The organism is Streptomyces sp. HM190 (assembly GCF_009857135.1).
Taxonomy (GTDB): domain Bacteria; phylum Actinomycetota; class Actinomycetes; order Streptomycetales; family Streptomycetaceae; genus Streptomyces; species Streptomyces heilongjiangensis.
The window spans coordinates 4,172,403-4,198,543 of the sequence record NZ_CP047318.1 but is presented as its reverse complement, the minus strand read 5'-3'; the positions used below and the strand labels follow the sequence as shown (position 1 = coordinate 4,198,543).

21 protein-coding genes, 4 tRNA genes, 1 other RNA gene and 1 pseudogene are annotated in these 26,141 nt (G+C 73.1%); 12 read left to right on the top strand and 15 right to left on the bottom strand.

Annotated features, from left to right (window positions below; all coding sequences use genetic code 11):
* Nucleotides 1-12: 12 nt before the first annotated feature.
* Together GSY65_RS33815 and GSY65_RS17815 are read right to left on the bottom strand one after the other, a co-directional pair.
* Nucleotides 13-147 (bottom strand): annotated as a pseudogene (locus GSY65_RS33815) (DUF72 domain-containing protein); the annotation flags it as partial.
* A 132-nt stretch (nucleotides 148-279) separates the two neighbouring features.
* Nucleotides 280-1,248, bottom strand: coding sequence for a TauD/TfdA dioxygenase family protein (locus GSY65_RS17815; RefSeq protein ID WP_159769687.1), 969 nt, complete (start codon nucleotides 1,246-1,248; stop codon nucleotides 280-282).
* Here GSY65_RS17815 and GSY65_RS17810 point away from each other — a divergent pair.
* Entirely contained in the window at nucleotides 1,187-2,425 is a 1,239-nt protein-coding gene (locus tag GSY65_RS17810; RefSeq protein WP_268978207.1) for an NAD(P)-dependent oxidoreductase, read from the top strand. The two genes, GSY65_RS17815 and GSY65_RS17810, sit on opposite strands and share 62 nt — an antisense overlap.
* Here GSY65_RS17810 and GSY65_RS17805 read toward each other — a convergent pair.
* The 3 genes from GSY65_RS17805 to GSY65_RS17795 are packed head-to-tail and all read right to left on the bottom strand — an operon-like array spanning nucleotide 2,389 to nucleotide 4,499.
* Entirely contained in the window at nucleotides 2,389-2,538 is a 150-nt protein-coding gene (locus tag GSY65_RS17805; protein ID WP_159769681.1) for a hypothetical protein, read from the bottom strand. The genes GSY65_RS17810 and GSY65_RS17805 overlap by 37 nt on opposite strands.
* A 54-nt stretch (nucleotides 2,539-2,592) precedes the next feature.
* Nucleotides 2,593-3,978, bottom strand: coding sequence for a cation:proton antiporter (locus tag GSY65_RS17800; protein ID WP_236579864.1), 1,386 nt, complete (start codon nucleotides 3,976-3,978; stop codon nucleotides 2,593-2,595).
* 8 nt (nucleotides 3,979-3,986) lie between these two features.
* On the bottom strand, nucleotides 3,987-4,499 hold the full coding sequence (locus GSY65_RS17795) for a cation:proton antiporter regulatory subunit (protein WP_159769678.1): 513 nt from the start codon (nucleotides 4,497-4,499) through the stop codon (nucleotides 3,987-3,989).
* Nucleotides 4,500-4,738: 239 nt separating this feature from the next.
* On the opposite strand from GSY65_RS17795, the gene GSY65_RS17790 reads away from it, so the two are divergent.
* Nucleotides 4,739-5,182 (top strand): hypothetical protein, encoded by a 444-nt coding sequence (locus tag GSY65_RS17790; RefSeq protein WP_159769675.1) that lies wholly within the window; start codon nucleotides 4,739-4,741, stop codon nucleotides 5,180-5,182.
* A gap of 37 nt (nucleotides 5,183-5,219) precedes the next feature.
* Here GSY65_RS17790 and GSY65_RS17785 read toward each other — a convergent pair whose 3' ends face one another.
* Nucleotides 5,220-6,482 (bottom strand): MFS transporter, encoded by a 1,263-nt coding sequence (locus GSY65_RS17785; RefSeq protein WP_159769672.1) that lies wholly within the window; start codon nucleotides 6,480-6,482, stop codon nucleotides 5,220-5,222.
* A gap of 253 nt (nucleotides 6,483-6,735) precedes the next feature.
* On the opposite strand from GSY65_RS17785, the gene GSY65_RS17780 reads away from it, so the two are divergent.
* Nucleotides 6,736-7,116 carry a DNA-binding protein gene (locus tag GSY65_RS17780; RefSeq protein ID WP_443043297.1) on the top strand — a complete coding sequence of 127 codons (381 nt, stop codon included), beginning with the start codon at nucleotides 6,736-6,738 and terminating at the stop codon, nucleotides 7,114-7,116.
* Nucleotides 7,117-7,449: 333 nt separating this feature from the next.
* Here the strand turns inward: GSY65_RS17780 and GSY65_RS17775 are convergent.
* Nucleotides 7,450-7,534: transfer RNA gene (locus GSY65_RS17775), tRNA-Ser, on the bottom strand.
* Nucleotides 7,535-7,652: 118 nt separating this feature from the next.
* On the opposite strand from GSY65_RS17775, the gene ffs reads away from it, so the two are divergent.
* The 6 genes from ffs (at nucleotide 7,653) to GSY65_RS17745 (ending at nucleotide 17,233) form a co-directional block, all read left to right on the top strand.
* Nucleotides 7,653-7,749, top strand: an RNA gene (gene ffs, locus GSY65_RS17770) — signal recognition particle sRNA small type.
* Between the two features lie 148 nt (nucleotides 7,750-7,897).
* Complete coding sequence (locus GSY65_RS17765) at nucleotides 7,898-10,372, top strand: DNA polymerase III subunit gamma and tau (protein WP_159769669.1); 2,475 nt, start codon at nucleotides 7,898-7,900, stop codon at nucleotides 10,370-10,372.
* Between the two features lie 99 nt (nucleotides 10,373-10,471).
* On the top strand, nucleotides 10,472-11,725 hold the full coding sequence (gene purD, locus GSY65_RS17760; protein ID WP_159769666.1) for a phosphoribosylamine--glycine ligase: 1,254 nt from the start codon (nucleotides 10,472-10,474) through the stop codon (nucleotides 11,723-11,725).
* Between the two features lie 596 nt (nucleotides 11,726-12,321).
* Nucleotides 12,322-14,553 (top strand): hypothetical protein, encoded by a 2,232-nt coding sequence (locus GSY65_RS17755; RefSeq protein ID WP_159776102.1) that lies wholly within the window; start codon nucleotides 12,322-12,324, stop codon nucleotides 14,551-14,553.
* 168 nt (nucleotides 14,554-14,721) lie between these two features.
* Nucleotides 14,722-16,224, top strand: coding sequence for a N,N-dimethylformamidase beta subunit family domain-containing protein (locus GSY65_RS17750; RefSeq protein ID WP_159769663.1), 1,503 nt, complete (start codon nucleotides 14,722-14,724; stop codon nucleotides 16,222-16,224).
* 109 nt (nucleotides 16,225-16,333) lie between these two features.
* On the top strand, nucleotides 16,334-17,233 hold the full coding sequence (locus GSY65_RS17745) for a phosphoribosylaminoimidazolesuccinocarboxamide synthase (RefSeq protein WP_159769660.1): 900 nt from the start codon (nucleotides 16,334-16,336) through the stop codon (nucleotides 17,231-17,233).
* Nucleotides 17,234-17,267: 34 nt separating this feature from the next.
* Here the strand turns inward: GSY65_RS17745 and GSY65_RS17740 are convergent.
* The 8 genes from GSY65_RS17740 to GSY65_RS17705 form a co-directional block, all read right to left on the bottom strand.
* Nucleotides 17,268-17,343: transfer RNA gene (locus GSY65_RS17740), tRNA-Gly, on the bottom strand.
* Between the two features lie 23 nt (nucleotides 17,344-17,366).
* Nucleotides 17,367-17,969 carry a response regulator transcription factor gene (locus tag GSY65_RS17735; RefSeq protein ID WP_055514087.1) on the bottom strand — a complete coding sequence of 201 codons (603 nt, stop codon included), beginning with the start codon at nucleotides 17,967-17,969 and terminating at the stop codon, nucleotides 17,367-17,369.
* Nucleotides 17,970-17,995: 26 nt separating this feature from the next.
* Nucleotides 17,996-19,363 (bottom strand): sensor histidine kinase, encoded by a 1,368-nt coding sequence (locus tag GSY65_RS17730; protein ID WP_159769657.1) that lies wholly within the window; start codon nucleotides 19,361-19,363, stop codon nucleotides 17,996-17,998.
* Nucleotides 19,364-19,375: 12 nt separating this feature from the next.
* Entirely contained in the window at nucleotides 19,376-20,164 is a 789-nt protein-coding gene (locus GSY65_RS17725) for an ABC transporter permease (protein ID WP_159769654.1), read from the bottom strand.
* On the bottom strand, nucleotides 20,161-21,192 hold the full coding sequence (locus GSY65_RS17720) for an ABC transporter ATP-binding protein (RefSeq protein WP_236579862.1): 1,032 nt from the start codon (nucleotides 21,190-21,192) through the stop codon (nucleotides 20,161-20,163). Before GSY65_RS17720 ends, GSY65_RS17725 begins: the two co-directional genes overlap by 4 nt.
* 168 nt (nucleotides 21,193-21,360) lie before the next feature.
* Nucleotides 21,361-21,433: transfer RNA gene (locus GSY65_RS17715), tRNA-Gly, on the bottom strand.
* Between the two features lie 78 nt (nucleotides 21,434-21,511).
* Nucleotides 21,512-21,583, bottom strand: a tRNA-Gly gene (locus GSY65_RS17710).
* A 314-nt stretch (nucleotides 21,584-21,897) separates the two neighbouring features.
* Complete coding sequence (locus GSY65_RS17705) at nucleotides 21,898-22,215, bottom strand: histone-like nucleoid-structuring protein Lsr2 (RefSeq protein ID WP_159769651.1); 318 nt, start codon at nucleotides 22,213-22,215, stop codon at nucleotides 21,898-21,900.
* 341 nt (nucleotides 22,216-22,556) lie between these two features.
* Here GSY65_RS17705 and purS point away from each other — a divergent pair, with 341 nt between their 5' ends.
* The 3 genes from purS to purL are packed head-to-tail and all read left to right on the top strand — an operon-like array spanning nucleotide 22,557 to nucleotide 25,776.
* Nucleotides 22,557-22,820, top strand: a complete 264-nt coding sequence (purS, locus tag GSY65_RS17700) for a phosphoribosylformylglycinamidine synthase subunit PurS (RefSeq protein WP_055514060.1) — start codon at nucleotides 22,557-22,559, stop codon at nucleotides 22,818-22,820.
* Nucleotides 22,817-23,497 (top strand): phosphoribosylformylglycinamidine synthase subunit PurQ, encoded by a 681-nt coding sequence (gene purQ / locus GSY65_RS17695; protein WP_055539135.1) that lies wholly within the window; start codon nucleotides 22,817-22,819, stop codon nucleotides 23,495-23,497. The genes purS and purQ overlap by 4 nt, the downstream gene beginning before the upstream one ends.
* Nucleotides 23,494-25,776, top strand: a complete 2,283-nt coding sequence (gene purL / locus GSY65_RS17690) for a phosphoribosylformylglycinamidine synthase subunit PurL (protein ID WP_159769648.1) — start codon at nucleotides 23,494-23,496, stop codon at nucleotides 25,774-25,776. The genes purQ and purL overlap by 4 nt, the downstream gene beginning before the upstream one ends.
* The last annotated feature ends 365 nt before the right edge of the window (nucleotides 25,777-26,141 follow it).

Here is a 26,141-nt window from a genome sequence, read left to right as displayed (position 1 = left end):
CAGCAGTTGTTGAACCTCGACGACCGGGAGCCGCTCGGCGTAGTACCGCAGTCGGGACTCGGCGTCGCGCCGCCCGCGTGGATACCAGCCGCCGTCCAGGAGCGCGCGGTCCGTCCAGGAGCAGGTTCCGACCAGCAGCTCACCCATGCGGTGCCGGTTACCCGGATTCGCACCGACGACTACTCGGCCACCCGGCCCGGAACGGCCCTGCCTGGCCCGGAGCGGCCCGGCCCGGCCCGGCACAGCGCGCCGCGTACGGGCGATCGGACGGCCGGTCGGCTACCCGTCGTGGGGTTCGTGCAGCGGCGCGCCCACGAGTGACTTCGACGCGGTGCCGTCCACCCCGACGGGCGGCTCCCCGGCCAGCATCACCCGGTGCATGATGCGCGGGAACCCCAGGTGCGCGGTGTCGTTGGGGGCCAGATGGACGGTGGCCCGGTTGTCCCAGAGGGCCACGGAGCCCGGCTCCCAGCGGAAGCGGACGGTGTACTCGGGGCGCGTGATCTGCTCGACGAACATCTCCAGCAGCAGTCGGCTCTCCGCCCTGGTCACGTCGACGATGTTCTCGACGTAGTACGGGTTGACGAAGAGGACGCGTTCGCCGGTCTCGGGGTGCACGCGGACGACGGGGTGCACCGAGGCCACCTGATGGTCCTGGAGGTGGCGCAGATACGGGTCGGGGCCGGAACGCGCGAGGTAGCCGACGCCGAGACGGTGCTCGGCGCGCAGCCCGTCGGCGAACCGGCGTACGGGCTCGGACAGTCCGGCGTAGGCGGTGGCCAGGTTGGCCCAGGTGGTGTCGCCGCCGTACGGGGGCACCTCTTCGGCGCGCAGGAGGGTGAGGGCGGGCGGGTCGACGCGGGCGGTGTGGTCGCCGTGCCAGCCGCGCAGCGTGGAGTGACGGCGGCGCTCCAGCCATTCGGCCTGGTCCATGCCGTGCTTGCGGCCCAGCTCCTGGCGGTCGGCGGTCGTCTCGATCTCGGGGTGCTCCGCCGGCGACACCGAGCCGCGCGAGCGGAGCCGGATCGGCTCCCCGAAGCGCCGCGCGAACGCGATCTGCCCGGCGTGGTCCAGCCGCTGCCCCCGGAAGAACACCACCTTCCAGCGCAGCAGCACCGAGCGGATGCCGTCGACGGTGCGGTCGTCCAGGGGCCCGGAGAGGTCCACGCCGTGGATCTCGGCGCCGATGTACCCCGAGGCGGGTCGTACGTCGAGCCCGTCGACGGCTCCTGTGCTGTCGCTGTTCATCGCTCGCCCCTCATCGCTCGCCGTTCACCGGTCACTGATCACCGAGTGCCGTTCACCGCGCTCCGTTCACCCCGTGGCGTTCCCCGCCCGGTGTGACGGTCGTACACGCCCCTACCCGTCCTACCCGCCCGGCGGCCCCTTTCAGCCAGCCAGAGCCGGGCACGAGCCGGGCACGAGCGGTACGGGCCGCGCCGTACGGAGAGACGCCGGTCGGCGCGGTCGGGGAAGTAGGCTCCGGGGGCGAGAAGGAGAGTGGTGGTCCGGGAAGTCGATGGGAGATCACGTGATGGGCGACAAGCCGACCGTCGGCGTCCTGGGCACCGGCATCATGGGGGCCGCGATGGCCCGCAACCTCGTCCGGGCCGGGCACCCCGTGCGCGCGTGGAACCGTACCCGCGAGAAGGCCGAACCGCTGACCGCCGACGGCGTCCGCGTCGTCGACACCCCCGCCGAGGCCGTACGGGACGCCGACGTCGTCCTCACGATGCTGTACGACGGGGCGACCGTGCGGGACGTGATGCGCGAGGCGGCACCGGCCCTGCGCGCGGGCGCCGCCTGGGTGCAGTCCACCACCGCCGGGCTCGATGACGTCGCCGCGCTGGCGGCCCTGGCCGGCGAACACGGCCTGGCCTACTACGACGCCCCGGTCCTCGGCACCCGGCAGCCCGCCGAGGCGGGGCAACTGACGGTCCTCGCGGCCGGCCCGGCGGTGGGGCGGGACACGGTGACGCCCGTCCTCGACGCCGTGGGCGCCCGCACGGTGTGGACCGGTGAGGACGGAGCGGCGGGCACCGCCACCCGGCTCAAGCTCGTCGCCAACAGCTGGGTGCTCGCCGCCACCAACGCGGCCGGGGAGACACTCGCCCTGGCCAAGGCCCTCGGCGTCGACCCGCGGTCCTTCTTCGAGATCATCGACGGCGGCCCCCTCGACATGGGCTACCTGCGCGCCAAGTCCGCGCTGATCCTCGACGACAGGCTCTCCCCGGCGTCCTTCGCCGTGGCCACCGCCGCCAAGGACGCCCGGCTGATCGTCGAGGCGGGACAGCGCCACGGGGTCCGCCTCGACGTGGCCGAGGCCGGCGCCGAACGCCTCGCCCGCGCCGCCGCCCGGGGCCACGCCGACGAGGACATGGCCGCCGCCTACTTCGCCAGCTTCGACGAGGCCGAGCAGGAGTAAGCGGCCGGGCCGAGCAGGACGAAGCCCGCGGGGCCGAGCAGGAGTGAGGGGCCCCGGTCGACGGGGCCGAGCACGAGCGAGGGGCCCCGGCCGGCGCCGAGGCCCCTGCTCACGGGGGCGCGAGGCGGTCGGCAGTGCGAGCCGCCGGCGCCGGACCGCACCGGTCCTCAGGGCCGCTCGGCGGTGTCCCGCTCCTCCGCCGGCAGGACCTCGTGCGCCGCCCCGGTCAGGGCTGCGGAGTCCGACGGCGCGCTGCTGTCCGCCGCGGCGACGGCGGTGTCCGGCTGCCCGTCCGCCGGCTTCCGCAGCCGGCCCGTCACCCACAGGGCGACCGGCTCGGTGAAGCGGGCGGTGAGCGGGCCCGCGATGACCAGGATCAGGACGTACGCGGTGGCCAGCGGCCCCAGCGACGGCTCGATGCCGGCGGTGACGGCGAGCCCGGCGATGACGATGGAGAACTCGCCGCGCGCGACCAGCGTGCCGCCCGCCCGCCAGCGGCCCTTCGCGGAGATCCCGGCCCGGCGGGCGGCCCAGTACCCGGTGGCGATCTTCGTCAGCGCGGTGAGGACGGCCAGTACGAGCGCGGGCAACAGCACCGGCGGGATGCTCGCCGGATCGGTGTGCAGGCCGAAGAAGACGAAGAACACGGCGGCGAACAGATCCCGCAGGGGCGCCAGCAGACTGTGCGCCCCCTCGGCGACCTCCCCGGACAGCGCGATGCCCACGAGGAACGCGCCGACCGCCGCGGACACCTGGAGCTGCTGGGCGAGCCCGGCGACGACGAGCGTCAGCCCCAGCACGACCAGCAGCAGCTTCTCGGGATCGTCGTTGGAGACGAAGCGGGAGATGTGGCGCCCGTACCGCACCGCGACCAGCAGGACGAGCCCGGCCGTGCCCAGGGCGATGGCGAGGGTCGCGCTGCCCGCCGCGAGCCCCACCCCGGCCAGCAGGGCGGTGACGATCGGCAGGTAGACGGCCATGGAGAGGTCCTCCAGGACCAGGATGCTCAGGATGACCGGCGTCTCGCGGTTGCCGAGCCGCCCCAGGTCGCCGAGGACCTTCGCGATGACACCGGAGGAGGAGATCCAGGTGACACCGGCGAGCACCACGGCGGCGACCGGCCCCCAGCCCAGCAGCAACGCCATGGCCGCCCCGGGCAGCGCGTTCAGCGCGGCGTCCACGAGCCCCGCCGGGTACTGGGTCTTGAGGTTGGAGACGAGATCGCTGGCGGTGTACTCCAGACCCAGCATGAGCAGCAGAAGGATCACGCCTATCTCGGCGCCGATCGCCACGAACTCCTCGCTCGTGCCGAGCGGCAGCAGCCCGCCCTCCCCGAACGCGAGCCCGGCCAGCAGGTACAGGGGGATGGGGGAGAGGCGGAACCGGGCGGCGAACCGCCCGAGCAGCCCGAGCCCGAGGATGATCGCGCCGAACTCGATGAGGAAGACGGCGGAGGAGTGCCCGGAGGACTCGGACGCCAGCCCCACGGACGAGGCGAACTGCGGCGGCGCCTGGGCCGCGAGGGGCGCGGAGAACTGTGCGGAGACGTGCATGGGGCCGCTCACTCCCGGCCGAGTATCGAGGCGGCCGCCTCCACACCCTCACGGGTGCCGATCACGATGAGCGTGTCCCCGCCGGCCAGCCGGAAGTCCGGCGCCGGTGACGGAATCGCCTCCGCCCGCCGCAGTACGGCCACGATCGACGCGCCCGTCTCGGTCCGCATCCGGGTGTCCCCGAGGAGCCGTCCGTTCCAGTACGACGTCGAGGCCAGCTCGATCCGCTCCGCGACCAGACCCAGTTCGGTCGTGGACAGCAGGTTGGGGCTGTGGTGGTCCGGCATCAACGCGTCCACGAGTGCGGTCGCCTCGCTCCCCGTCAGCCGTACCGACAACGCGCACGCGTCGGGATCGTCCTCCCGGTACGCGCTGAACGTCCGTGACCCGTCCCGGTGCGCCACGACGGAAAGCCGCCTGTGCTCACGGGTGTTGAGGTCGTACCGGACACCGATCCCCGGCAACGGTGTACTGCTGAGGCGCGGAGCACCCACGGCCTGCCCCCTGTCTGGTTCGGACATGTCTTCGGAAACCCGATGGGTGCCACCCTAACGAGACCCGGGAACGGCCTGGCCGAGGCGAGGACGACGCCCCGGTGGGAGAATCCCCGTCCGGCTCCTCCGGCGTCGACGCCGGTGACCTGCCCAGTACCCTCCCGCCGGCGGTCGTGCGGACCGAGGCCGACGACACCGCCGCCGCGCCCGCTCCGGCCGCGGCCCCGCCCGGGCGGCGGGGGCAAGGACCGAAAGGAAGCGCAGGCATGATCCAGTGGGTGTCCCTGGGCACCGGCCCCCGCCCCGTACCCCAGCCCGTCTCCACACCGCTGGTGTGGGCCGCGGCGTTCGCCGGCGCGATGGCGCTGGTCGCCGTCCTCAACGCCCTGGTCGGCACGGACCGCCCCGGCCTCGCCCTGACCGGGCTCTCCCTGCTGTCCGCCCTGCTCGGCGTGTACGCCCGCTTCACCGCCGCCCCCGGCACGGCCGCCCTGTGCTGGCTCTTCCTCAACGGCTTCGCGATACCCCCGGCCGGCGTCCTCACCTGGGCCAACCCCCGCGACACGTTCTGGCTGGTCTGCCTCCTCACGGCGGCCCTCGCCGGCACCGCCCTGGCACGTCTCCTCCAGGCCCGGGCGGCCTACCGCCGCCTCACCACCAGCGTCCTGCCCCGCACCCCGGAGCCGGGGGACTGGCCGTGGGACGGCTGACCCCCGGCCGGGAGTGGCACCGTGGGACCGCCGGGGTTCAGCGGCGGTGGGCGGTGGCCGCGACAGCGGGCAGGACCGCGAGAGCGAGTACCCCGCCGGTGAGGGCAAGGACGGGGTAGCCGGCGGCGGCGACGACCATGCCCGAACCGATGCCGCCGGTGGTACCGGCGACGGCGATGGAGACGTCGACCACGCCCTGGGTCCTGGCGCGTGTGGCGAGCGGCACGGCGTCGGTGATGATCGCGGTGCCCGATACGAGGCCGAAGTTCCAGCCGAGGCCCAGCAGCGCCAGGGCCAGCGTGAGGAGCGCGACGGAGTCGCCCGGCGCGGCGGCGGCGAGCACCCCGGAGGCGAGCAGGGTGATGCCGGAGGCGGCGGCGATCCGCAGCCGGCCGAAGCGGTCGACGAGCCGGCCCGTCAGCGGCGAGGGCAGATACATGGCGGCGATGTGGACGGCGATCACGAGCCCGGAGGCGGCGGTGCCGTGGCCGTGGTCGTGCAGGTGCACCGGTGTCATCGTCATGACCGCGACCATGACGAGCTGGGTCAGGATCATGATCAGCGCGCCGAGCACCACGCCACCGCGGCCCTCGGGCACGGCGGCGGCCGCGGTGGTCCTGTCGGGGGAGGCGGGCTCCGGCCCGGCTGCGGCGAGGGCGCGGGCCGTGAGCAGCGGATCGGGCCGCAGCCGGAGGGCCAGGACGAGCGCCGCGAGCGCGTAGGCGGCACCGGACAGCAGGAAGGGGCCGGCCAGCCCGGGGATGCCGAGCTTCTCGGCGAAGGCGCCGGTGGGGGCGGCGAGGTTGGGTCCGGCGACGCCGCCGAGGGTGGTGGCGACCAGCACGGTGGACACGGCACGGGCGCGGTGGTCGGGTGGGGCGAGGTCGGCTCCGGCGTAACGGGCCTGGAGGTTGGTGGCGGTCCCGGCACCGTAGACGAACAGGGCGACGAACAGCAGGACGGGGTTGTCCAGGACGGCGGCGGTGATGACACCGAGGCTGCCGACGGCTCCCGTGAGATAGCCGGCGGCCAGTCCGGGCCGGCGTCCGTGGCGCTGGGAGATCCGGCCCACGGCGACGGCGGTCAGCGCGGACCCCGCGGTGAACAGCGCACTGGGCAGCCCGGCCAGGCTGGTGGCGCCGAGCATGTCCTGGGCGAGCAGTGCCCCCACGGTGACACCGGCGGCGAGACCGGCGCCGGAGAGGACCTGGGAGGCCACCAGCACCCGCAGCACACGCCGCTGCGCCACGACGGCGTCGGGCAGAGCACCGGTCGTGCCGGTAGGTGCGGTCCTGTGCATGCCTCTTCCTGCCTCTTCCGACTGCCTCCGTCACACGCCGGCCCCCGCCACGCCGGAAGCCGCCGCACGACGGTGTCCGCCCGGCCGGGACGAGCGCGGGCCGGTGCCGTTCCCGGGGCCGGGACCGGCCGGCCCGGGAACGGCACCGGCGGCACACCCCCGAAGCCGCTCACCACAGCTTCCCCGCAAGCACCCGCGCGGACAATGCCACGGAACAAGCCGCCCCGACCCGCTCACAGAATCCACCAGCCCGATCAACGGGACGGAACACGCCGAAGACCCCGGCCGCTCACACGATCCGGGGGTTCTGGCGATGTTCCAGGTGTTCCACGACCTGGGAGCGGACCTCGTCGTCAGCGCCAACACCATCGTGGAGGTGAGCCACGCCAGGGTGAACCTGCCGCGGCTGCAACGGGCGCTCTCCCGGGTCAAGGTGGAGCCGATCACGGAGGCAGCGGCCAAGGCGGCGGCCCAACTGCTCAGGGCCGCCGGTCTGCACGGACACAAGTACGCGATCGACGCCACCGTCGCGGAAGCGGCCCTGCGTCAGCCTGGCCCGGTCGCCACCCTCACGTCGGATGTCGATGACATGACCCGGCTGTGCGGCAGCAAGGTCCGGATGATCGGGCTGTGACCGCGTCCTCGTCCCGGGACCATGGACGGATCCGCGTGGATCGGCCTGGCGGCTCAGGGTGGCGACTGCCTCTGCCTCGACGCCGCTGAGGACGGCCAACTCATCGTGTGGGGTCTTGGCGACCGGTAACCGTCGCGACGCATGCCGTCAGACGGTGTGGCTCCCCGCAGTCTGTGCCGGTCGCCCCATAGGACGTGAGCGTGCGCCTTTCCCAGCCTGACGCAACGTTCCGAACGTCGCCTACGAACGCAACCGAAACCGCAACCAAGGCATGCGGAAGGGCCGGACCGCACTGAGCGGTCCAGCCCTTCGTTTCGCCTGTTCAGGCGGCTGCGGAGGATACGAGATTCGAACTCGTGAGGGGTTGCCCCCAACACGCTTTCCAAGCGTGCGCCCTAGGCCTCTAGGCGAATCCTCCGCCGGAAACATTACATGACGGCGGAGGGTGCTTGCGAACTCGTTCGAGGTCGGTGACGAGCGGGAGGCTTCGAGGTGGGGAGGCGGGCGGGTGGGGTCGGGGGATCGGGTAGGCTGGGCGCAGCCCCTCACGCGGCGCTATCTGACTGAACTCCCCCAGGGCCGGAAGGCAGCAAGGGTAGGTCGGCTCTGGCGGGTGCGTGGGGGGTCTTGCGTTGCCCCGCTGAGTCGGCCCGGCGCAAGGGGGCCCGGCAGAGGGGGCTGGGGAGCGAGCCGGGGCGTGGTCCCGGGAACGTTCCGCTCGGCGGCCGGTCCCGCTTCGGCGGCGTCCGGGTTGTCAGTGGGCGCCTATAACCTCGTAGGCGTGTCGTCTCTCGCGCTGTACCGCCGCTATCGCCCGGAGTCGTTCGCCGAGGTCATCGGGCAGGAGCATGTCACCGACCCGCTGCAGCAGGCGCTGCGGAACAACCGGGTCAATCACGCGTACCTGTTCAGCGGGCCGCGCGGCTGCGGCAAGACGACCAGCGCGCGCATCCTCGCGCGCTGCCTGAACTGCGAGAACGGGCCCACGCCCACCCCGTGCGGCACATGCCAGTCGTGCCAGGACCTGGCGCGCAACGGTCCGGGCTCCATCGACGTCATCGAGATCGACGCCGCGTCGCACGGTGGTGTCGACGACGCCCGTGAGCTGCGCGAGAAGGCGTTCTTCGGACCGGCCGCCAGCCGCTACAAGATCTACATCATCGACGAGGCCCACATGGTCACGTCGGCCGGTTTCAACGCGCTGCTGAAGGTGGTCGAGGAGCCACCGGAGCACCTCAAGTTCATCTTCGCCACGACCGAGCCCGAGAAGGTCATCGGGACGATCCGTTCGCGTACGCACCACTACCCGTTCCGGCTCGTCCCGCCGGGCACGCTCCGCGACTACCTCGCCGAGGTCTGCGGCAAGGAGAAGATCGCCATCGAGGAGGGCGTCCTCCCGCTGGTGGTGCGCGCGGGCGCCGGATCCGTGCGTGACTCGATGTCCGTCATGGACCAGCTGCTGGCCGGCGCGACGGACGAGGGTGTGACCTACGCCATGGCCACGTCCCTGCTGGGCTACACGGACGGGTCGCTGCTCGACTCGGTCGTCGAAGCCTTCGCCTCGGGCGACGGGGCCGCGGCCTTCGAGGTCGTCGACCGCGTCATCGAGGGCGGCAACGACCCGCGGAGGTTCGTCGCCGACCTGCTGGAGCGACTGCGCGACCTGGTGATCCTGGCCGCCGTGCCCGACGCCGTCGAGAAGGGGCTCATCGACGCCCCCGCCGACGTCCTGGAGCGGATGCAGGCCCAGGCCGGCGTCTTCGGCGCCGCCGAGCTGAGCCGCGCCGCCGACCTCGTCAACGAGGGCCTCACGGAGATGCGGGGCGCCAACTCCCCCCGCCTCCAGCTCGAACTGATCTGCGCTCGCGTCCTCCTCCCCGCCACCTACGGCGACGAACGCTCCGTCATGGCCCGCCTGGACCGGCTGGAGCGCGGCGTGAACCTCTCCGCGTCCGGCCCCGGCCCGGCCATGGGGTACGTCCCCGGCCCCGACGCGCACGGCGCGGCGGGCGCGCCCATGGGCATGGCCCCGCCGGTCGCCCCCGGCCCGCCGGTACCGCCGGGGGGCGGGCCGGCCGCGGCTCGGGCCGCGGTCCGCGGTGCCGGGGGCCCGGGGGCGACCGGCGGCCCGGCGATGCCGGGTGCCCAGGGAGCACCGGCGGCCGCAGGTGCCGGTCCTGCCGGTGGACCGGGTGCGGACGCGTACGGTGCCGGAGGCGCCGGTGGTCTCGGAGCGCCCGGTGCGGGCGGTCCGGCGGCCGGGGCCGCCGCTGCCCCCGCCGCCGCACAGGAGGCCCCGCCGGGCACTCCGCCCGCCGCCTGGCCGGGGCAGTCGGGGCAGTCGGGGGCGCCCGCGGGCCCGCCGCACGCCCACACCGGCGCGCCCGCCGCCGCGGTGCCGGGGGCCGCGCCCGCCGCCGGTCCCGGAGCCTGGCCCACACCGGCCGCCGCCGGCAGCGGGCGGCGCCCCGGTGGCTGGCCGACGGCCGCGCCCGCCGGTGGTGGAGCGGCGCCCGCGGGCCCGTCCGGCTCCGCGCCGGGCCAGGGCGCCCCGCCCCCGTCCGCCGCACACGGCCGGCCGACTCCGCCCCCGGTGGACCGGTCCGACCCGGCCCACGCCGCGTACAACCCGGCCCCCGGCGGGCTCGACCCCCGCATGCTCTGGCCGAACATCCTGGAGGCGGTGAAGAACCGCCGCCGGTTCACCTGGATCCTGCTGAGCCAGAACGCGCACGTCGCCGGCTTCGACGGCACGACGCTCCAGATCGGCTTCGTCAACGCGGGCGCACGGGACAACTTCGCGAGCAGCGGCAGCGAGGACGTCCTGCGCGCGGCGCTGGGCGAGCAGTTCAACGTCCACTGGAAGATCGAGGCGCTCGTCGACACGTCGGGCGGCGGTTCGGCACCGGCCGGTGGTCACGCGCCCCCGGCCCCCGGTGGATACGGCGGCTACGGCGGAGGCGCGGGCGGCGGCCACGGCGGCTCCCCCGCCCCGGCGTCCCGCCCCGCACCGCCCCAGGCGTCGCCCACGGCACCCCACCCGTCCACCCCGGCCCCGCCGCCCCAGCAGCCGGGCCCGGCCGCACCCACCGCCGCTTCCGCACCACCCCCGGCCCCGGAACCCCCGCCGGTATCCCCCGAGGACGACACCCCCGAGGACGACGACCCCGACCTCGACGAATCCGCCCTCTCCGGTCACGAACTGATCGTCCGCGAACTGGGCGCGACGGTCGTGGAGGAGATCGCGAACGAGTAGGACGAACACGTCGCCTTCGTCTGATCCCACAAACTCCTGCCGTCCCACTCTTCGGAAGCCCCCACAAACCCACCCCGCCCCGCCGGTTAGGCTGACTCCGTGAAGGTCCTCGTCATCGGTAGCGGTGCCCGCGAGCACGCGCTGTGCCGTTCTCTGTCCCTCGACTCCGACGTCACCGCGCTCCACTGCGCCCCCGGCAACGCCGGCATCGCGGAGGTCGCCGAGCTGCACGCGGTGGACGCGCTGGACGGCGCAGCCGTGACCGCGCTGGCCACCCGCCTGGAGGCCGACCTGGTGGTCGTGGGCCCGGAGGCGCCCCTGGTCGCGGGTGTCGCCGACGCCCTCCGTGAGGCGGGCGTCCCGGTGTTCGGCCCCTCCGGGGAGGCCGCGCAACTGGAGGGCTCCAAGGCCTTCGCCAAGGAGGTCATGGCCGGCGCGGGTGTGCCCACCGCGCGGTCGTACGTGTGCACCACCCCCGAGGAGATCGACGAGGCGCTCGACGCCTTCGGGGCCCCCTACGTCGTGAAGGACGACGGCCTCGCCGCCGGCAAGGGCGTCGTCGTGACCCCGGACCTCGGCACCGCGCGTGAGCACGCGCTCGCCTGCGGCCGGGTCGTCATCGAGGAGTTCCTGGACGGTCCCGAGGTATCCCTCTTCGCGATCACCGACGGCACGACCGTGCTCCCGCTCCAGCCCGCCCAGGACTTCAAGCGCGCGCTGGACGGCGACGAGGGCCCCAACACCGGTGGCATGGGCGCGTACTCCCCCCTCCCCTGGGCCGACCCGAAGCTGGTCGACGAGGTCCTCCAGACCGTGCTCCAGCCGACCGTCGACGAGATGCGCCGCCGCGGCACCCCGTTCTCCGGGCTGCTCTACGCGGGCCTGGCGATCACCAGCCGGGGCGTACGGGTCATCGAGTTCAACGCCCGCTTCGGCGACCCGGAGACCCAGGTCGTCCTGGCCCGTCTGAAGACCCCGCTGGCCGGTGTCCTGCTCGCCGCCGCCAACGGCACCCTCGGCGACCTCGAACCGCTCCGCTGGAGCGACGACGCGGCCGTCACGGTGGTCGTGGCCTCGCACAACTACCCCGCCACCCCGCGCACCGGTGACCCCATCACCGGGCTCGACGAGGTGGCCGCCGTGGACGCCCCGCACGCGTACGTGCTGCACGCCGGGACCAGGCGCGACGGCGACGCCGTGGTCAGCGCGGGCGGACGCGTCCTGTCCGTCACGGCCACCGGCAAGGACCTCACCCAGGCCCGCGACCGCGCGTACACCGCCGTCGCCCGCATCGGCCTGGACGGTTCACAGCACCGTTCCGACATCGCGGCGAAGGCGGCAGCCGAGGCCTGACCGGCCGCCGGATCGCCGGACCCGTGCCCCTGTACCCGGGTGCCGGACGGCCGGACCCGTGCCTCTGTACCCGGGCGCGGGTCCGCCGTACTCGGGTGCCGGACCGTCGTACCCCGCCGCCGCGCGGGTCACCTGACGCCTGACGTGTCGGACGGCCCGCGCGGCCCCCGGGCGCCGTGCGCCCGGCGCATCCGCCTCCGTACCGCCGCCTTGCCGTATCCGGTTGCGGACCGCCCCGACGCGTACGAGCCTCCAGCCTCCCCGGCGTCGTCCGAGCCCTCTCCGCGCCCCTCACCCAAGCCCCCACCAAGGGCTTCGGCTCGCAGGACCCGAACCCTCCCCGCGTCGATCACCTCTCCCCAAAGCCATTCCATCGAGTGACCGATGGGCCAACCGGCTGACGGGCGCCCAGGCCCCAACTATGGTGCGGCGCAAGTGTTCCGGCACTTGGCCCACCGGCATTGCGATGTCAGTCGTGGGTGCCACAGTGGGGGAGTGAGCAACGTCAGGGCATTCGGCGGCCACGACGCCGACGGGAAGCCGTCGCGGCGCACGCCGCGCGGGACAGCAGGGGGTGACGTCGGGTCGTGAGCGGTATGGCGGGTGGTGAGGAGGCGGGTGCGCGGGCCGCGCGCTCGCGGGCCCTCGCCGTGCTGCGCGTCCGCAGCCGCGCGTTGGCCGTGGCTCTGCTGCCGGCCGCCGTCGCGGTCGTCCTGATGGCCGGCGTCGCCACCGGCCATCTCACCGGCCAGTTCTGGTCCACGGCACGTTGGGTGGTCTCCGGCCTCGCCGCCCTCGTCCTGCTGGCCGCCACCGGTATCGCGCTCGTCGTGGCCCGGGCCCGGCCCGCCGTGAGCCCCACCGTGTCGATCGCCGAGGACGCCGCGCCCGACCTCTACCGCCTGGTCCGCGACCTGGCGGACCGCCTCGATGTCCCCGCCCCCTCCGCGATAGCGCTCACCCCCGACTGCGACAGCTGGCTGGAGGACCGCACCCACACCTCCCACGCCGCAGCCGACAGCCACTCCGCCACCCCGTCGGCCGCCACCTCGACCGGGGCGTCATCGTCCGCCGCGGCACCGTCCGGCGGTACGTCGGGCGACGGGACGGCCGCCGCCCGAGGAGTCTCCTCAGGCCCCATGGCGGAGACGGGCCCCACGGCGGAGACGGGCCCCACGGCGGAGACGGGCCCCACGGCGGGGACGGGCCCCGCGACGGGAGCGGGCGGCACGACCGGAACCGGCGTCACACCCGGCATCCCGCCCCGCCTGCCGCCCCGCGTCCCGTCCGGCGTCCCGTCCGGACTGTCCTCGCACCGCCGCCACCGCCCGCCCACCGCGCCCGTACTGGTCATCGGCTCACCGTTCCTGTGGTGGATGCGGGTGGGAGAGCTGCGGGCGGTGCTGGCACCGGTCGTCGCGGGTACGGGCCCGTCGGCGCACCCGGACATAGCCGCGGCCCGGCGTTTCGTCCGCGGTCTGGACGCCGCCGTCGCCGTCAGCTCCGCCCCGACGCACGGCCCCCTGGTCCGTACGGTGCTGGCGGGCGTCGGCTGGGTGACCAGGCTGCTCCTGCGCGGCTGCCGGGCCCACGCCGCGGAGATGGAGCGGGGGGTGGCGGCCGCCGCGGCCGAGCGTGCACAGGCCGTGGACTACGGCCTGCGGATCGTCGCCCAGGAGCAGGTCGGTCTCGCCTACGCCGGCTGGGACCGGCTCCTCACCCGTGTCGCGCTGCCCGCCTGGCGGATGGGCCGCTGGCCGTCCCGTCTCGACGCGGGCGTCGTCGCCGCCCTCACGGAACTCTCCCGCCGCGACCGCCTCGCCGAGGGCTTCGCCTCCCGGCTCGGCGAGCGCCCCGCCTGCGACCTCCTCGAAGAACCCGGCACGGTCGACGAGGCCGCGTCGCTGCTCGCCGCACGCCTCTTCCACGGCGGCCCCGCCGAGGCCGGCCGCGACTGGGCCCCCGTCGACTGGAACGCGTACCCGGACGAGGTCGTCGACCGCAAATGGCGCACGGAGGCGGCCCGGCTCCACCGCGTCCTCGACGCGCTGGGTGTCCACCGCGCCACCGACCGCACCGGCCCGGACCCGACCGGCGGCCCCACCCTCGCCCGTGTCCTGGACCACCTGACGGCGCCCACGGAGGACCCCGACGCCCGTCCCGACGGACGGCGGACCGGACCCACGGACACCGGCACCCCGCACGACGCCACCCCGTCCCCCGGCACGGACCTTGCCCCCGGTACGGATCCGGCCCCAGGAACGGACCCCGCCCCCGAGCCACAGCACCGACGCATATCGACCCCCGGCGCCACAGCCGGACCCCCGCCCCACCCCTCCACCCCGGAAACCACCCCCGCCCCCACGGCCCCCCTCACCCCCTCCCAAGAGGACGACGAGGACGACGAGCACGGGCCGGCCACCGTGCAGGCCGCCGCGTTGGCCGCCGGGCTGACCGCGGAGCTGGCGAGGGAGGAGGCGGCGGCGCCCCTCGCGGCGCAGCAGCCCGGCGCCGGGGCGCAGGGCCCGGACCGGGCGCTGTGGGAGGACGGCCTGCTCCCGCTGTTCCCGATGCAGCCGCCTCGCACGGGTCGCGACCTGCTCGCCGAACACGTCGCCGCGATGGTCTGCTGCGCGGCGATGGACACGGCCGGCGCCGTCCCCGGCCTCGACTGGCTCGACGGCCCCTCCCTCCTCGTCAACGGCGAACGGGCAGCCGACCTCGCCCCCCGCGTCCTCACCCTCGTCGAGGACGGCGATCCTGCCCCCCTGCGCGACTGGCTCCGCCGCCTCGGCGTCCGCCCGGAGAAGCCGGTCCGCCTGGTCTGACCCCCACCCGGGCCGGCCCTGCGCCCTCCGTATCCGGAGCCCTGGTTCCCACTCTCACCAATTCGCGACGAACGGTGACGGAGTGCGTGCTCAATGTGATGTGCTGGGACGGTTCGCGTACACGGCACGGCTTGTGACGGCTCACGGGGGCGAGGGAGGGGAGAACTCATGGGCACGGAGCACCGCGTCCGCCGCTGGGAATCGGGCGCACTCGCGCACGCCGTGACCGACCCCTTCGGCCAGGGCCCCGTCCCCTGGCTCCGGGGCAGCGTGACGTACTTCGACGACACGGGCCAGGTCGTCCCCTGGTACGTGGACCAGGCGACGCTGCCCCCCGGCGCCAGGGCCGCCGACGCCCGCATCCCCGCCCCGCGGTCGACGTCCGGTCCCCGCTCCGCCGACGACGTACGACGCCAGATCAAGGGGTTCACCGCGACCGGCGCCGCCGCGCCCGGCGAGTCCATCGACTTCCACATCACCGTGGACCCGCCCCAGGAATTCGCCGTCGACATCTACCGCGTCGGCCACTACGGCGGCGACGGCGCCGCGAAGATCACCACCAGCCCTCGCCTGTCCGGCATCGTCCAGCCCCCGCCCCTGACCGCCGACCGTACGGTCTCCTGCCACCACTGGTGGCTGTCCTGGCGGCTGCAGATCCCGAGCTACTGGAACATCGGCGCGTACGTGGCGGTCCTGACCACCGCCGACGGCTACCGCTCCCACGTGCCGTTCACCGTCCGCGACGACCAGCCCGCCGACCTGCTGCTCCTGATGCCCGACATCACCTGGCAGGCGTACAACCTGTATCCGGAGGACGGCCGCACCGGCGCCAGCTTCTACCACGCCTGGGACGAGGACGGCCGGCTGCTCGGCGAGTCCCACGCCGCGACCACCGTCTCCTTCGACCGCCCCTACGCCGGCGCGGGCCTGCCCCTCCACGTGGGCCACGCCTACGACTTCATCCGCTGGGCCGAGCGCTACGGCTACGACCTCGCCTACGCCGACGCCCGCGACCTGCACTCCGGCCGCGTCGACCCCACCCGCTACCGGGGGCTGGTCTTCCCCGGCCATGACGAGTACTGGTCGCCGCAGATGCGCCGCAGCGCCGAGACCGCCCGCGACAGCGGGATCTCCCTGGTGTTCCTGTCCTCCAACACCATGTACTGGCAGGTGGAGTTGGGCCCGTCCCCGTCCGGTGTCCCCGACCGGCTGCTCACCTGCCGAAAACGCCGGGGCCCCGGAAAACCCGCGTTGTGGCGCGAAATCGACCGCCCCGAGCAGCAGTTGATGGGCATCCAGTACGAGGGCCGGGTCCCCGAACCCCACCCCCTGGTCGTGCGCAACGCCGACCACTGGCTCTGGGACGCGACCGGCGCCCACGAGGGCGACGAGCTGGACGGCATGGTCGCCGGCGAGGCCGACCGCTACTTCCCCCGTACCGTCCTCCCCGAGCACCACGGCCGCATCCTCCTCGCCCACTCCCCGTACCGGGACCCCGAAGGCATCGTCCGCCACCAGGAGACCTCCCTCTACCGAGCCCCCTCCGGCGCCTGGGTCTTCGCATCCGGAACGTTCGCCTGGTCCCCCGCCCTGGACCGCCCCGGCCACGTCGACACCCGTATCCAACGGGCGACGGCCAACCTCCTGGACCGCATCTGCAAACGGGACTGACACCGTCGGCCGTCACCTGCCCCGACACCCTCACCCGCACCCCTGGCCCAGACCGGTCGCCCCTATACGGGACAATCGAGCCACTTGGACATCACCACGGGGAGGAACCGTGTCCGGATTCGTAGAAAAGCCCGAGCCGATCCAGGTTCCGGGCCTGGTGCACCTGCACACCGGCAAGGTGCGCGAGCTGTACCAGAACGAGGCGGGCGACCTCGTGATGGTCGCCAGCGACCGAACGTCCGCGTTCGACTGGGTACTGCCGACGGAGATCCCCGACAAGGGGCGCGTCCTCACCCAGCTGTCCCTCTGGTGGTTCGACCAGCTCTCCGACCTGGTCCCGAACCATGTCCTGAGCACCGACCTGCCCGAGGGCGCCCCCGCCGACTGGGCGGGCCGCACCCTCGTCTGCAAGTCCCTGCGGATGGTCCCGGTGGAGGCGGTGGCCCGCGGCTACCTCACCGGCTCGGGCCTCGCCGAGTACCGGGAGAGCCGCACGGTCTGCGGCCTCGCCCTGCCCGAGGGCCTGGTCGACGGCTCGGAGCTGCCCGCTCCGATCTTCACCCCGGCCACCAAGGCCGCCGTCGGCGAGCACGACGAGAACGTCAGTTACGAGGAGGTCGCCCGCCAGGTCGGCGCGGAGACCGCCGCCCAGCTGCGGCAGACCACCCTCGCCGTGTACAGCCGCGCCCGGGACATCGCCCGCGACCGGGGCATCATCCTCGCCGACACCAAGTTCGAGTTCGGCTACGAGGGCAACACCCTCGTCCTCGCCGACGAGGTCCTCACCCCCGACTCCTCCCGCTTCTGGCCCGCCGACCAGTGGGAGCCCGGCCACGCCCAGCCGTCCTTCGACAAGCAGTTCGTCCGGGACTGGCTGACGTCCGCCGAGTCCGGCTGGGACCGGGCGAGCGAGCAGCCCCCGCCGCCGCTCCCGGAGGAGATCGTCGCCGCCACCCGAGCCAAGTACGTGGAGGCGTACGAGCGCCTGACGGGCACCCGCTGGGCGTGACGGAGAAGGCCCCCGGTCTCCCGGGGGCCTTCTGTGGAGCGGACGACGAGGCTCGAACTCGCGACCTCAACCTTGGCAAGGTTGCGCTCTACCAACTGAGCTACGTCCGCAGTGCGCCGTGGCGCGAGAGCAACTATACCCAACCTCGCTCCCGTGCGAGCCGCACCGCCGCATGCCGGTTCTCCACCCCCAGCTTGGACACGGCCGACGACAGATAGTTCCGGACGGTCCCCTGGGACAGCGCGGCCCGCTCGGCGATCTCCACGACGGGCGCCCCGTCGGCGGCCAGCTCCAGCACCTCCGCTTCCCGCGCGGTCAGCGGCGAGTCCCCGGAGGAGATCGCGTCGGCGGCCAACTCGGGGTCGACGTAACGGTTTCCCGCGTGCACGGTACGGATGATCTCCGCGAGCCGCTGGGCACTGACCGTCTTCGGTACGAACCCGCGCACACCGGCCTCAAGCGCCCGCTTCAGGTGCCCCGGCCGGCCGTGACCGGTGACGATCAGTACCCGGCAGCCGGGCAGCTCCGCCCGCAGCGATGTGGCCACCCTCACACCGTCCGCTCCCGGCATCTGCAGATCGAGGACGGCCACGTCCGGCTCGTGCGCCCGGGCCATCGCCAGCGCCTCCGGTCCGCTCGCCGCCTCGGCGACCACGAGCAGGTCGTCCTCCAGGGCGAGTAGCGCGGCCAGCGCCCCCCGGATCAGATGCTCGTCGTCGGCGAGCAGCAGCCGCACCGGCCGCACCGGCTCCGCTGCGGCCGTCACGAGGCGACCTCCCGTACGGCGCCCGCCCCGGAGGTGACCGCCATGCGCCCGACGGCCGTGCCCGCAGCGGCCTCCGGTGCCAGCGGCACCCGGGCCACCAGGCGGAACGCCTCCCCGTCCACCGGACCCGCCTCCAGCGTCCCGTCCACGATCGCGAGCCGCTCCCGCAGCCCGGCGAGCCCGGACCCGGCACCGGCACCGGCACCTGCACCGGCGGAACGCTCCGCGACGGCACCCGCCGTACGCTCCCTGTCCCTGTCCCTGTCCCCGTCGCCGTCCCCCTCCGCGTCGACGTCGGCCCGAATCCCGTCGTTCTCCACGGTCAGCACCACCTGCCCCTCCGTCACCGACAGCTTCACCGTGCACCGCCCGGCGTTCCCGTGCCGCAGCACGTTCGTCGTCCCCTCACGCACCACCCAGGCGAGCGCGGACTGCACCTCGCCGGGGAGTCCGGCGGTGTCCGTCCCGTCGACCGAGCACACGATGCCGGCGGCCTCCAGGACGCCCTGCGCACCGGCGAGTTCGACGCCGAGGTCCGCCTCGCGATAGCCCCGTACGACGTCGCGGACCTCGCGCTGCGACTCCTGCGCGATCCGCTGGACCTCGATCATCTGGTCGACGGCCGCGGGCCGTTCGCGGCGGGCCAGTTGGACGGCCAGCTCGCTCTTGAGCGCGATGACCGCGAGGTTGCGTCCGATCACGTCGTGCAGATCCCGCCCGAAGCGGAGACGTTCCTCGGCGACGGCGAGCCGGGCGCGGGTCTCGCGGGCCGCGTCGAGTTCATAGACGGCCTTGAGGAGCCAGACGGAGAAGACGGAGGTGAAGGCGAAGAACGTGGTCCCGACCAGTACGGCGACCGACGCGGCCAGCGCCTCGTACACACCGACCCCCATCGCCGCACTCACGACGCCGGAGCCCACCGCGCAGCCCGCGCTCAGGTACAGCGCGCTCCGCCGCCTGCGCACGCCGAGCGTGATCATGCCGACGCCGAAGACCAGGACGCCGGCGAGCATCCCGCCCAGCGCGGTGTCCGAGTCCTCGTCGCCCACCCGGCCGACCGTCGCGCACACGGCGACGCCGATGATCCCGCTCACCACCGCGAACGCCCACATCAGCCGGAGCGGCTGGTCACGGACGTCACACACCCAGTCGAGGGCCCGTGCCCCGGTCAGGGCCGCCAGCGCTCCGTGTCCGGCGAGCAGCGCGAACAGCCAGCCCGCCTGCGGCATCGGAACCTGCCCCAGCACCGGCAGCCCGAACGTGGCGACCTCGATCAGCGGGAACGAGTAGAACGACCACCGGGTGTACGTCTCCACCTTCGCCGGTGTGCTCTTGCGCTGCCACCAGACCCTGGGCCCCCGCATCGCCAACTCCCCTCATCGGCGCGGTTCCCACCGGAACCACCGCCGTACAGCAAACACCGCGAGCACGGTCCAGGCCAGCGCGGTGACGACGGCCCCCAGCGCCTCGTACGCGGTGAGGTCGCCGGTCCAGCCGCCGCGCACCAGCGTGATGACCGGGGAGAGCGGCAGCAGTTCGCAGACGGACGCCACGCGGTCGGGCAGCACTTCGAGCGGGACGGTGACGCCGGAGCCGAGCAGCGAGACGAACATCACCGGCAGGCTGGTCACCTGCGCACTCTCGGCGGTACGGCTGAAGCTCGCCGTCACCGCGGCCAGCGCCACGCACAGCACGATCCCCAACAGCACGCCCAGCACGGCGAGATGCGGCGCGGGCGGCGCCCCGAGGTCCAGCAGGACCGTGCAGCCGACGGCGAGGAGCACGCACTGTGTGAACCCGATGCCGACCGCCGGCAGCGCGGCGCCGACGAGGATCTCCGGGTCCCGCAGCTCCCCGGTCCGCAGCCTCTTGAGCACCAGCTCCTCGCGGCGGACGACGTAGATGTTGGTGAGGGCGGCGTACACCGCGAACAGCAGGGAGAAGCCGACGGCGGCGGGCAGCATGACCGTGCCGACGCTGAGGCCCGCCCCCTCCAGGTCCATCTGGTCGGTCGCCGACCGCACGCTGAGCGGCAGCAGGAGCGGCACCAGCACCGCGGTGACCAGTGTGGCCCGGCTGCGGCCGAGCAGGGTCAGCTCGGCGCGGGCGAGCGCGGTCATCCGGCCCTTCAGCGTCGTCCGGCCGGTTTCCGTCATCGTGCTCATGCGCTCACCCCGTCCTTGCGGCCCCGCGTGCCCGCCGGCGCCTCGACGTCCGTCCCTGCTCTTGTTCCGGCCCCCGTCCCTGCCTTCGTGCCGGCACGGGCCGCCGTCTCCCGCGCGATCCGCAGGAACGCCTCCTCCAGGGAGGCCGACCGCACTTCGAGCCGGCGGAGTTCGACCCGGGCCCGTTCCGCCCACTGCAGCACCGCGGTGGCGGCCCGCTGGAGTTCGTCGGTGCGCAGCACCACCGTGCGTCCTTCGACGTCGTGCCCGGTGACGCCCAGCTCGCCGAGGGGCGGCAGGTCGCCGAGGAAGTACCCGTCGGGCAGTTCGAAGGAGATCCGGGACGGCTGGGAGGCGGTCACCTCGGCCGGGGTGCCGGTGGTGGCGACCCTTCCCTCGTGGAGGATGGCGAGCCGGTCGGCGAGCCCTTCCGCCTCCTCCAGGTAGTGCGTGGTGAGGAGCACGGTCGTGCCCTGGTCGCGCAGGCCGCGGACGAGCGCCCAGGTGTCCTGGCGGCCTTCGGCGTCGAGGCCGGTGGTCGGCTCGTCGAGGAAGAGCACCTCGGGACGTCCGAGCAGCGCGAGGGCGAGGTCCAGGCGCCGCTTCTCGCCGCCGGACAGCTGCTTGACCCGTACGCCGGACCGGCGCCCGAGCCCGACGATCTCCAGGGCCTCCCCGACGGGCCGGGCGCCGCTGGTGCAGCCCGCCCACATCCTGACCGTCTCCGCGACGGTCAGCTCGGCGGGGAAGCCGCCCTCCTGGAGCATGACGCCGATACGGGGCCGGACGGCCGCGCGCTCGGTGTACGGGTCGTGGCCGAGGATCCGTACGCGTCCGCCGGACGCCGGGGCGAGGCCCTCCAGCAGTTCGACCGTGGAGGTCTTGCCCGCGCCGTTGGTGCCCAGCAGCGCGAAGAGTTCGCCCTGGCGCACGGAGAAGGTGATTCCCCGTACGGCTTCGAAGCCGCCCCCGTACACGCGCCGCAGGTCGGTGACCTCGATCACGTCCTCGTGCCCGTTCCTGTTCATGCTTCCAGCGTCCCGGCGGCGAGGGCCGCGGAGCAGTGCGGGCTGTCATCGGTCGGCATGACAAATGTCAGGGGAGGATCCACGGTCGCGGAGGTCGCGCGGACGTGTAAGCCGAGGAACGGGGAACGCAGAAGACCCCGGTCCAGTGGACCGGGGTCTTGATTCAAGAGCGGACGACGAGGCTCGAACTCGCGACCTCAACCTTGGCAAGGTTGCGCTCTACCAACTGAGCTACGTCCGCATTGCCTCCGACCGGCTCCCACCGATCGGCGCGGAGACCACATTACCTGATCCATGAGGATGGTTGGTAAGTGATCAGAGCGGGTGACAGGAATTGCACACTGCGCCTTCCCCCTGGAAGGAGGATGTTCTGCTACTGAACTACACCCGCGTGACTCCGGTGAGCCGGGCCTTTCGGCCTTGCCCCTCGGCGTGCTCCAGACTCTAGCTGATCCGCAGGGGTGCAACGCAAGTCGGTTCCCGCCGGGGACCAAGTCCGCCGCCCCCGGGGCCCGCTGACGGACCCTGAGGACCGGCGCCGGCGGGCTGTCCTACCCGGCACACCCACGTGCGACCCGGCGCACCTCAGTGCGACCCGGCACACCCGACCCGGCACACCCACGTGCGATCCGGCACACCCACGTGCGACAGGCGCGCCCGCGTGCCTGTCGCACGGGCACCCCGCCGGGCCTCACCCGCCCCGGCTCACTGGGCGTCGGCGAACGCCTCGTAGACCTTCTTGGGGATCCGGCCGCGGGCCGGGACGTCCAGCTTGTTGGCCATGGCCCAGGCGCGCACGGCCGCGGGGTCGGGGGCCACCTGGGTCTGCTTGTAGGCCTTGCCCGACCTGGACCGCTTCCGTCCGGCCTCCACGTAGGGCGCGAGCGCCTCACGCAGTTTCTCGGCGTTGGCCTCGTTGAGGTCGATCTCGTACGACTTGCCGTCGAGTCCGAAGGCGATCGTCTCCGCCGCTTCCGAGCCGTCGATGTCGTCGGAGAGAGTGACCACGACACGCTGCGCCACGAATATCGGTCCCTTCGTGTGACATCTCTCCGTTGACGTGCCCTTACGTCCCGGTGATGTCGTCTGTCCGGCTGTTATTTGGGCAAAGTATCGGCTATTGCCAATTCATTTGTACAGGGCCCCGCATTGCATTGCGAAGACAGACTTAATCCGCTGGCGTGTCCCCCGCGCAATAGGATCCGGGGATCTTTCCCGGAAGTTTTCACGAAGAGGATCACCCGATACCGGATCGTGACCGCCCTCACCTGGAATGTCTGTAGATTCCTACGAATCTACCCGCGTAGAAATTTTGTACGGGTAGTCTGAAGGGACCTGCTCAGCACCACACACCGGGAGTGCCAGTGGCACGCGTCGTAGTCGACGTCATGCTCAAGCCGGAGATCCTCGACCCCCAGGGCCAGGCGGTGCAGCGCGCGCTGCCGCGTCTCGGTTTCGAGGGCGTCTCCGACGTACGTCAGGGAAAGCGATTCGAACTGGAAGTGGACGGACCGGTGGACGACGCCGCGCTCGCCCGCATCCATGAACTGGCGGAATCCTTCCTCGCCAACACCGTGATCGAGGACTTCACCGTGAAGGTGGAGGAAGTCGTGGAGGCGGGAAAGTGACCGCACGTATTGGCGTCGTCACTTTTCCCGGCAGCCTCGACGACCGGGACACCCAGCGCGCGATCCGGCTCGCGGGCGCCGAGCCCGTCGCCCTGTGGCACAAGGACAAGGACCTCCACCAGGTCGACGCCGTGGTGCTGTGCGGCGGTTTCTCCTACGGCGACTACCTGCGCGCCGGAGCCATCGCCCGCTTCTCGCCGGTGATGGAGACGCTCATCGAGCAGGCGAAGGCCGGACTGCCGGTCCTCGGCATCTGCAACGGCTTCCAGATCCTCACCGAGGCGCACCTCCTGCCGGGCACGATGCTGCGCAACGACCACCTGCACTTCATCTGCCGCGACCAGAAGCTGCGGGTGGAGAACGCGGAGACCTCCTGGACCACCGACTACACGGCCGGCCAGGAGATCCACATCCCGCTGAAGAACAACGACGGGCAGTACGTCGCCGACGAGTACACCCTCGACAAGCTGGAGGCCGAGGGCCGGGTCGCGTTCCGCTACCTCGACTTCAACCCCAACGGCTCCCAGCGGGACATCGCCGGCGTCACCAACGAGGCCGGCAACGTCGTGGGCCTGATGCCGCACCCGGAGCACGCCGTGGAGCCGCTCATCGGCACCGGCCGCACCGACGGCCTCCCCTTCTTCACCTCGATCCTCAAGAAGCTGGTCAACGCATGAGCCGGACGCCTCTGGACACGGTCGAGCACGCGGCCGCGACCCCCGACGTCGAGCTGCCCTGGGCCGAACTGGGCCTGAAGAAGGACGAGTACGAGAGGGTCGTCGAGATCCTCGGCCGCCGCCCCACCGGCGCGGAGCTGGCCATGTACTCCGTCATGTGGTCCGAGCACTGCTCGTACAAGTCGTCGAAGGTGCACCTGCGCCAGTTCGGCGAGAAGGCGCCCCAGTCGGACGCGCTGCTCGTCGGCATCGGTGAGAACGCCGGCGTCGTCGACGTCGGCCAGGGCTACGCGGTCACCTTCAAGGTCGAGTCGCACAACCACCCCTCCTACGTCGAGCCCTACCAGGGCGCGGCCACGGGCGTCGGCGGCATCGTGCGCGACATCATCGCGATGGGCGCCCGCCCGGTCGCCGTCGTGGACCCGCTGCGCTTCGGTGCCGCGGACCACCCGGACACCAAGCGCGTCCTGCCCGGCGTCGTCGCCGGCATCGGCGGCTACGGCAACTGCCTGGGCCTGCCCAACATCGGCGGCGAGGTCGTCTTCGACGCCTGCTACCAGGGCAACCCACTGGTCAACGCCGGTGCCATCGGCGTCATGCGGCACGAGGACATCCACCTCGCGAAGGCGTCCGGCGCCGGCAACAAGGTCATCCTCTACGGGGCCCGCACCGGCGGCGACGGCATCGGCGGCGCCTCCATCCTGGCCTCCGAGACCTTCGACGCTGCATCTGACAGTGCCTCCGGCACGGGCAAGCCCGCCAAGCGCCCGGCCGTCCAGGTCGGCGACCCCTTCCAGGAGAAGCTCCTCATCGAGTGCACCCTGGAGGCGTTCAAGGAGAAGCTGGTCGTCGGCATCCAGGACCTCGGCGCGGCGGGCCTGTCCTGCGCGACGAGCGAGCTGGCCTCGAACGGCTCCGGCGGCATGCGCGTCACCCTCGACGACGTCCCCCTGCGCGACTCGACGCTCTCCCCCGAGGAGATCCTGATGAGCGAGTCCCAGGAAAGGATGTGCGCGGTCGTCGAGCCCGACAAGGTCGACCGCTTCCTGGAGATCTGCGACAAGTGGGACGTCATCGCCACCGTCATCGGTGAGGTGACCGACGGCGACCGCCTGGAGATCTTCTGGCACGGCGGCAAGATCGTCGACGTCGACCCGCGCACGGTCGCGCACGACGGCCCGGTCTACGAGCGCCCCTACGCCCGCCCCGACTGGCAGGACGCGCTCCAGGCGGACGACGCGAACAAGCTGCCGCGCCCGGAGACGTCCGAGGAGCTGAAGGACCAGGTCCTGAAGCTGGTGGCGTCCCCCAACCAGGCCTCGAAGTCCTGGATCACCTCGCAGTACGACCGCTTCGTGCAGGGCAACACGGTCCTCGCCCAGCCCGAGGACTCCGGCATGATCCGGGTCGACGAGGAGAGCGGCCTGGGTGTCGCCATCGCCACCGACGGCAACGGCCGCTACGCCAAGCTGGACCCGTACCACGGCGCCCAGCTGGCCCTGGCGGAGGCGTACCGCAACGTGGCGACCACCGGCGCCAAGCCGCTCGCCGTCTCCGACTGCCTGAACTTCGGCTCGCCCGAGGACCCGGCGGTCATGTGGCAGTTCGCGGAGGCCGTCCGCGGTCTGGCGGACGCCTGCCAGCAACTGGGCACCCCGGTGACCGGCGGCAACGTCTCGCTCTACAACCAGACGGGCGAGGTGGCCATCCACCCCACCCCGGTCGTGGCCGTCCTCGGCGTCATCGACGACGTGGCCCGGCGCACGCCGGTCGCCTTCCAGGAGGAGGGGCAGCTGCTCTACCTCCTCGGCGACACCCGTGAGGAGTTCGGCGGCTCGGCCTGGTCCCAGGTCGTCCACGACCACCTCGGCGGTCTGCCCCCGCAGGTCGACCTGGAGCGTGAGCGCCTGCTGGCCGAGATCCTGATCTCCGCCTCCCGCGACGGCATGATCGACTCCGCGCACGACCTGTCCGACGGCGGCCTGATCCAGGCGGTCGTCGAGTCGGCCCTGCTCGGCGGCAAGGGCGCCCGCCTGATCGTCCCCGACGGTCTGGACGCCTTCACCTTCCTGCTGTCGGAGTCCGCCGGCCGCGCCGTCGTGGCCGTCCCCCGCTCGGAGGAGGTCCGCTTCAACGACATGTGCGGCGCCCGGGGTCTGCCGGTCACCCGCATCGGCGTCGTCGACGGCGACACCATCGACGTCCAGGGCGAGTTCACCCTCACCCTGGAGGAGCTGCGCACCGCACACGAGGGCACGATCCCGGCACTCCTGGCATAACTCCTCTCCGCCGTACGTCACTCAGGCCCCGCCCGGTTCTCCGGGCGGGGCCTGAGCGCGGGGGGAGTGAGGTTCCCCGTCCGGGCGGCCGTCCGTGCGACGCCGTCAGCCGCTGCGTCGCCCTCACCGCACCGGGTGCCAGGGCTCCACGGCGCCGCGACGCCATCGAGCGGTTCACGGGGGACACGGCTCCGGCCGCAGTGTGATCCACCGGCCGGGGGAGCCGACGGCGGCTTATCGGCACTTCCCTGCGCCGACGAGCCTGGCCGTCGGGTGCGGGCACGGCCCGCCCCTCGCCCCCGCGCCCTCTTCCGACCCGCGTCGACCGCGTGACCGCCGTCCGGGACCGCGAGGACGTCACGTTC